Annotated in this window: 7 protein-coding genes; 5 read left to right on the plus strand and 2 right to left on the minus strand. The window is 59.0% G+C overall.

Annotation, left to right across the window (positions count from 1 at the left end; genetic code table 11):
• Nucleotides 1-121: 121 nt before the first annotated feature.
• Both HWY30_RS40305 and HWY30_RS40310 read right to left on the minus strand, forming a co-directional pair.
• Nucleotides 122-1387 carry an IS256 family transposase gene (locus tag HWY30_RS40305; RefSeq protein ID WP_090812446.1) on the minus strand — a complete coding sequence of 422 codons (1266 nt, stop codon included), beginning with the start codon at nt 1385-1387 and terminating at the stop codon, nt 122-124.
• 111 nt (nt 1388-1498) lie between these two features.
• Nucleotides 1499-2458, minus strand: a complete 960-nt coding sequence (locus tag HWY30_RS40310; RefSeq protein WP_167368860.1) for a tyrosine-type recombinase/integrase — start codon at nt 2456-2458, stop codon at nt 1499-1501.
• Between the two features lie 180 nt (nt 2459-2638).
• On the opposite strand from HWY30_RS40310, the gene HWY30_RS40315 reads away from it, so the two are divergent.
• The 5 genes from HWY30_RS40315 (at nt 2639) to HWY30_RS40330 (ending at nt 5392) form a co-directional block, all read left to right on the plus strand.
• Entirely contained in the window at nt 2639-3124 is a 486-nt protein-coding gene (locus HWY30_RS40315; RefSeq protein ID WP_167368859.1) for a hypothetical protein, read from the plus strand.
• A gap of 68 nt (nt 3125-3192) precedes the next feature.
• Nucleotides 3193-3372, plus strand: coding sequence for a hypothetical protein (locus tag HWY30_RS40320; protein ID WP_090812443.1), 180 nt, complete (start codon nt 3193-3195; stop codon nt 3370-3372).
• Between the two features lie 251 nt (nt 3373-3623).
• A complete protein-coding gene (locus HWY30_RS41250; RefSeq protein ID WP_208524378.1) occupies nt 3624-4166 on the plus strand; it encodes a site-specific integrase in 543 nt (180 codons plus the stop codon).
• A gap of 126 nt (nt 4167-4292) precedes the next feature.
• Nucleotides 4293-4865: a tyrosine-type recombinase/integrase gene (locus tag HWY30_RS41255; protein ID WP_208524379.1), complete on the plus strand. Its 573-nt coding sequence runs from the start codon at nt 4293-4295 to the stop codon at nt 4863-4865.
• The gene (locus HWY30_RS40330; RefSeq protein ID WP_090812442.1) at nt 4862-5392 is read left to right on the plus strand and encodes a tyrosine-type recombinase/integrase; all 531 of its coding nucleotides are present in this window, start codon (nt 4862-4864) and stop codon (nt 5390-5392) included. The genes HWY30_RS41255 and HWY30_RS40330 overlap by 4 nt, the downstream gene beginning before the upstream one ends.
• Nucleotides 5393-5462 lie beyond the last annotated feature (70 nt).

Consider the following 5462-nt stretch of genomic DNA (forward strand, 5'->3'; position numbering starts at 1 on the left):
CGCCGGCCATTGAAGTCCGGATGCATGGCTGCAATCGTTACCTTCAATCCGTTACAAATGAGAGCTTGGCAAGCCGGGGGCGTCCATGCATGGTGTATGAACATTTTGATGGCGGTCGATTTCAAGCGGCGAGTTTCTGCTGAACCGGTCGATCGTCTTGCACCGGTTCGCCGTCCTTGAAGGCCACACCCTCGAGCAACAGCTTGATCTTTTCCGGGCCGTTGATACGGCGCCAAGTTTTCTCGGCTTCCTCAATCAGCTTGAATGCCAGGCCGAGGAAGGTCGGTCGCGACACGCAGTTACGCGTACGTGTCGTACGGTGGCGCACCGTCGCGAACGTCGATTCAATCGCGTTGGTGGTACGCAGATGCTGCCAATGTTCGGCGGGGAACTCGTAGAAGGCCAGCAAGCTCTCTCGGTCCTTCTTCAGCGTCTCCGCCGCCTTCGGATATTTGGCCGCATAGATCGACACGAAACGATCGAACGCGGCGTGGGCTTCGGCACGCGTCGCGGCCATCCAGATCGATTGCATGTCGGCCTTCGCGCGCGCCTGCTGCGACTTGGGCAGCGCGTTGAGCACGTTGCCCATCTTGTGAAACCAACAGCGCTGACCACGCGTTGTCGGAAACACTTCCTCCAGCGCCGCCCAGAAGCCCATCGCGCCGTCGCCGACCGCCAGCCGTGGACCCGCCTTCAGACCGCGCTTTTTCAGGTCGAGCAACAGTTCCAGCCACGATGCTTTCGTCTCGCGATACCCATCGCCGATCGCCACGCGCTCTTTGCTCCCATCCGGCCTCACGCCGATGATCACGAGCAAGCATTGACCGTCCGAGTTCTCGCTGCGCAGCCCGGTGTGAATGCCGTCCACCCACCAGTACACATAGTGTGATTCCGACAAGTCCCGCTTGCTCCAGGCCGCATGATCTTCAGCCCATTGCGCCTTCAGCCGACTCACCACGTTGGCCGACAAGCCCTTGGCGTCATCGCCCACGAGCACCTTTAACGCTTCGCCCATGTCGCCCGTCGAAATACCCTTCAGATACAGCCACGGCAGGGCTGCGCTTACGCGGGGCGACTTCCTCACGTACGGCGGCACGATCGTCGAGTTGAACTTCACGCCGAATCCTGATCGATCACGCACCTTCGGCACCTTCACCTGAATCGGCCCGGCCGCCGTCAACACATCGCGTTCCGGCAAGTAGCCGTTGCGGACCACCGCGCGCTGTCCATGCATGGTCTTGACGTTCGCGAACCGCTCCATCAGCTCTGCCAGCTCCGCTTCAATCGCTTGTTGAATCACTTGCCGTGCCCCTTGACGAACCAAATCGTCCAGCCCCAGCCCGGCGCCCAATAGACCGACAACTGCTTTTTCCGTATCCTTGCTCATGGTGGATGGTTTGTTGTTTGCTGGTTTCCGACTTCGACAATCAGATTCTCAGCTGAAACCTCCACCGCCTTCAACTTCCCGCCTCAACGCCCCCGTACACCAGATTCGACTTTAGCTCGCAGCGGTCTGGGGACGACCGTTGCGCAGATACTCAAGAATGGCTTCGCCAACGGGTTGCAGCAATGGCAGCATGGATTCCGATCTGGTCTTGGTATGGCGGATGCGCACGCATTCCCTCCTCCAATCCAGCTCTTCCAGGCGAAGTCTCGCCACTTCGCTTGCGCGCAGACCATAGGTACAAAGCATCAGCAAGATCGCATAGTCGCGCAACCCCTTCGGACTTCGGTCCTCGCGCGCGGCTTTGAGGAGCAACTCGACTTCTGTGATACGTATCGCCGAGGGAATACTCTCATCAGTATAGAGTCGAGGACTGATCAAACTCGGGGCGAGATCAAGGGCGATCCAGCCGTGCTGGTGCAAGTAGCGCAGGAAGCTTCGCAGAGCGTTCACCAGATTCTTAAGGGCGCCGCGCCCCAGTTGAGATGCCCTTGACTGCACATAGCGATCGACGTCGGTCAGCGTGAGCTTCGCAAGCAGTGCCTCGGTACCTCGTTCGCCCAGTGATTCGAGAAAATGTTGGGCAACGCGTTGACGCACGGACAGCGTTCCTCTCGCAAGATCACGCATCGTTACCAGCGAGCTGAGAAATGATTCGCAAAGTTGCTGATGAAAAGCCTCTCGTGGGCTTGCCGGCTTTGCAACTGGAGGCCAGCGGCCTTGCACCACGCGCAGTAGCGTCTGAACACCGCTGCGATGCCAGTTGCGCCACGCGGCAAGATTCTTCGGATACCTTCCGTTAGAGCGCCGGAACCGGCGCAACTGGTAGTCTAGATACGCCGTCACGTGGACGGGTCGAGTCTGTTCGATGTCGACCTGGTGCTGTTGCATATAGGTGAAGAATCGCTGGGCAACGCACAGGCTGCGTTTACATGCCTCAGCGGAGTACTTTTGCTCGCGCAGATGGGCTTCGAGCCGGGCGATAGGCTCCGGCAATGATTTCCTGTGTGACATGTGCACCTCCTTGAATGACGCTACCAAGGATCGCGCACTTCCCATTCTTACGATTCTTATGCGGAGGAGATCGCCGCAGAGGTCCGTCCAAAGACGAGCTATTGCTTCTCCTTCACATTACAAAATCCTCCGTATTAGCGGATCTGCATGTCGTGCAGCATGCGTTGGCGGAGCAGTGTCATGGCGAACCTCCAGGAGACAGGGGATGGCATGCCCGGTCGGGCACCTCCATGCTGCTCCTGGCCGCCTGCTCGTCCCTTCCTCGTGGCCCGCCATCCGATCACCATCCTGACCGAACGCCAGGCACTGACCTCCGCTTCCCTCCCACTACCGCGTCAGCGGTTTAGTACAATCCGCCTTATCGCGGCCAGCGCACCACCGGCGCATCGGCTGCGGCTTCAAACAGGGATCGACATGAGCAGACGCAAGCGGGCGATCGAGCTTCCCGACGAAACCTCCGAAGCGTTGCGTGCACGGCTGCGGCGCTTCGTGCGTGCGACCCGCGACGACGTGACCAGGGCCGTTCCGATCCCGTTTCCCACACCCGTGACGGTGCTCGCCGGGCCGCTGCGGCGGATCCGCGGCGCGCGCGGACACCGCACGGTGCCGGGGCCGGAGGCGCGGGCTGGGTTAGACGCGCGCAGCGAGGACGGCGACAAACCCTGATCAGCCTCGGGCGGGTTCGCGTTGGATGACACGGGGCGAGCCGACGGCAAAATGACGAAGTAGCGGACATGACGGATACACACTTTCACGGCGCAATGCGGTGGCCACTGCCGGCTGAACTCGAGCCGCAGGCCGGCTGGAACAACCGGTATTTCCTCGACACGGAATTCACCGACTTCCGGCAGTGCCAGCTGCTCAGTCTCGCCCTCGTGGGCGAGAACGGGTGTCCACGGGCGGCGTTAGCGTGATCCCGCGTCGCGACTGCTCGTCTTCGCGCTGGGCCACTGCCGTTTCATCTTTCCGGGCAAGTTCTGTCGTGTCGTTCATGATGTCCCTTCTCCCAGATATGGGCCCGGGCCCATATAAACGAGTATGGCGTGGTAAAAAATATGTCGCGGTGCCTCTCAATGGCCCTGTATTGCCTACCAGGTTGACGTTCCATGACGACATAATTTCAGGCTGATACTGATATTCCACTGATCATCAATGGGGGAATATCATGTTCGAGACTCTCTTTACGCAGCCACATGTTCTTGCTGCCCACAATCTGGCGCCCTGCCTGGAATCGAGGAAGCGCTTCCTCGTGCATTGTCAGGAACAGGGTTATCCGCCCATGTCGATCCGGAAGATCGCCTGGATCCTGCTCGTTTTTTCCCGGAGCATGGATCTGTGCCAGTCGGTGCAAATAACGCACGAGGAAATCGCGTTCGCCGTTGACCATCGGATTCGTCTCGTTCGAAGTGAGCGCACGAACGGGTCCCGCAGCTCGCGGCTTCTGTTCATCCATACCGCCACGGCCTGGCTGCGCTTTCTAGGGCGTCTGGAGGAATGGCATCCCGCGAAAGAACCATTTGTTCGCTATGTCGAGCACTACGTCGATTTCATGCGCGACCAGCGAGGACTTTCCCCTGCTACGATTTCAAACTGCCGCGATGAGATCGGTCATTTTCTGGCAACGGTCTGTCGCCCTGACAAGACACTCGATGCCCTCACCATCCACGATGTCGACGCCTATCTCGCGTACCAGGGCAACCATGGCTGAGCCAGAGCCTCGTTACACGCACTTGCGAGCACGCTCCGCAATTTCTTCCGGTACGTAGAAGGACAAGGGTGGGCTACCAACGTTGCGTCCGGCATTGAAGCACCGGTGGTTTATAGGGAGGAGGGTTTGCCGCTCGGGCCGGATTGGGAGGATGTGCAAAGATTCGTCGCCAGTTTTGTCGGCGACAGCACGATCGATCTGCGCAACCGTGCGATGATCATGCTGCTGGTTGTCTACGAACTGCGGCGCGGCGAGGTGGTGCGGCTCCGGCTGGAGGATATAGACTGGTGCGGCGAGATCCTTCATGTCAATCGTCCCAAGCAACGTTGCACACAGCAATACCCGCTGGTGGCAACCGTTGGAAACGCCATTCTGCGCTACCTGAAGGAAGCGCGTCCGCGAAGCGCCCATCGCGAGCTATTTCTGTCGGTCGAGGCGCCTATCCGACCGCTATCACCCGGGCGAGTAAGCAGCATCGTCCGATCGCGTCTCGCGACGCTTGGCATCGATATCCCGCGGCGCGGCGCACATTGCCTGAGGCATGCCAATGCCCGGCATTTACTCGACGCTGGTTTTGCCCTGAAGGAGATCGGCGATCATCTCGGCCATCGCAGCGCTTCGTCGACGAGAACCTATGCGAAGGTTGACCTGACCGGACTGAGGTGTGTGGCCGAAATCGATTTGGGGAGTCTGCTATGAAGCTCTCCGAACTTATCGCCCAATACGTGAGCCACAAACGGGCGTTGGGCATGCGCTTCAATTTTGAGGCGCAAACACTTGCCTCATTCTGCCACCGGCTGGATGGCAACATTGATGTGGAGTCGGTCACGGTCGAACAGGTACAGGACTTCCTGACTGGTAATAGACCGCTGACCAACCATTGGGGTAAGAGAAGGTCGGTACTTGACTGCCTGTTTCGTTTCGCCCTTTCGCGTGGGTATGTCACGGCTTCTCCGCTTCCTCGCCACAGTCCGAAATTGCCGCCACCGCTGACGCCCTATATTTATTCGAAGGAGGAACTAAAGCGCCTGCTCGACGTGACATCCGCGGCATGCAGTCCACACGTTCCGCTGGACGCATACGTTATGCGCGCACTCATTCTGATTCTGTACGGCGCTTGCCTTCGGCATGGCGAAGCCTTGCGGCTGACCATGCAGGACGTCAATCTCGACGAAGCCGTTCTGCACATCCGCGAGAGCAAATTTTTTAACTATGCCGCATTGTAAACTATGCATCGAGATGCACAAGCAGAGCGCTAACCCAAGGGCAATGAACGAAATCCGCTCGGCATCGTCT

This window comes from Paraburkholderia tuberum STM678 (assembly GCF_902833905.1).
Classification (GTDB): domain Bacteria; phylum Pseudomonadota; class Gammaproteobacteria; order Burkholderiales; family Burkholderiaceae; genus Paraburkholderia; species Paraburkholderia tuberum.

What these genes read in the sequence shown, in the direction of transcription:
- HWY30_RS40310 (WP_167368860.1), bottom strand. Translation starts at nt 2,458, where the DNA reads ATGTCACACAGGAAATCATTGCCGGAGCCTATCGCCCGGCTCGAAGCC.
- HWY30_RS41250 (WP_208524378.1), top strand. Translation starts at nt 3,624, where the DNA reads ATGTTCGAGACTCTCTTTACGCAGCCACATGTTCTTGCTGCCCACAAT.
- HWY30_RS40330 (WP_090812442.1), top strand. Translation starts at nt 4,862, where the DNA reads ATGAAGCTCTCCGAACTTATCGCCCAATACGTGAGCCACAAACGGGCG.
- HWY30_RS40305 (WP_090812446.1), bottom strand. Translation starts at nt 1,387, where the DNA reads ATGAGCAAGGATACGGAAAAAGCAGTTGTCGGTCTATTGGGCGCCGGG.
- HWY30_RS40320 (WP_090812443.1), top strand. Translation starts at nt 3,193, where the DNA reads ATGACGGATACACACTTTCACGGCGCAATGCGGTGGCCACTGCCGGCT.
- HWY30_RS40315 (WP_167368859.1), top strand. Translation starts at nt 2,639, where the DNA reads ATGGCGAACCTCCAGGAGACAGGGGATGGCATGCCCGGTCGGGCACCT.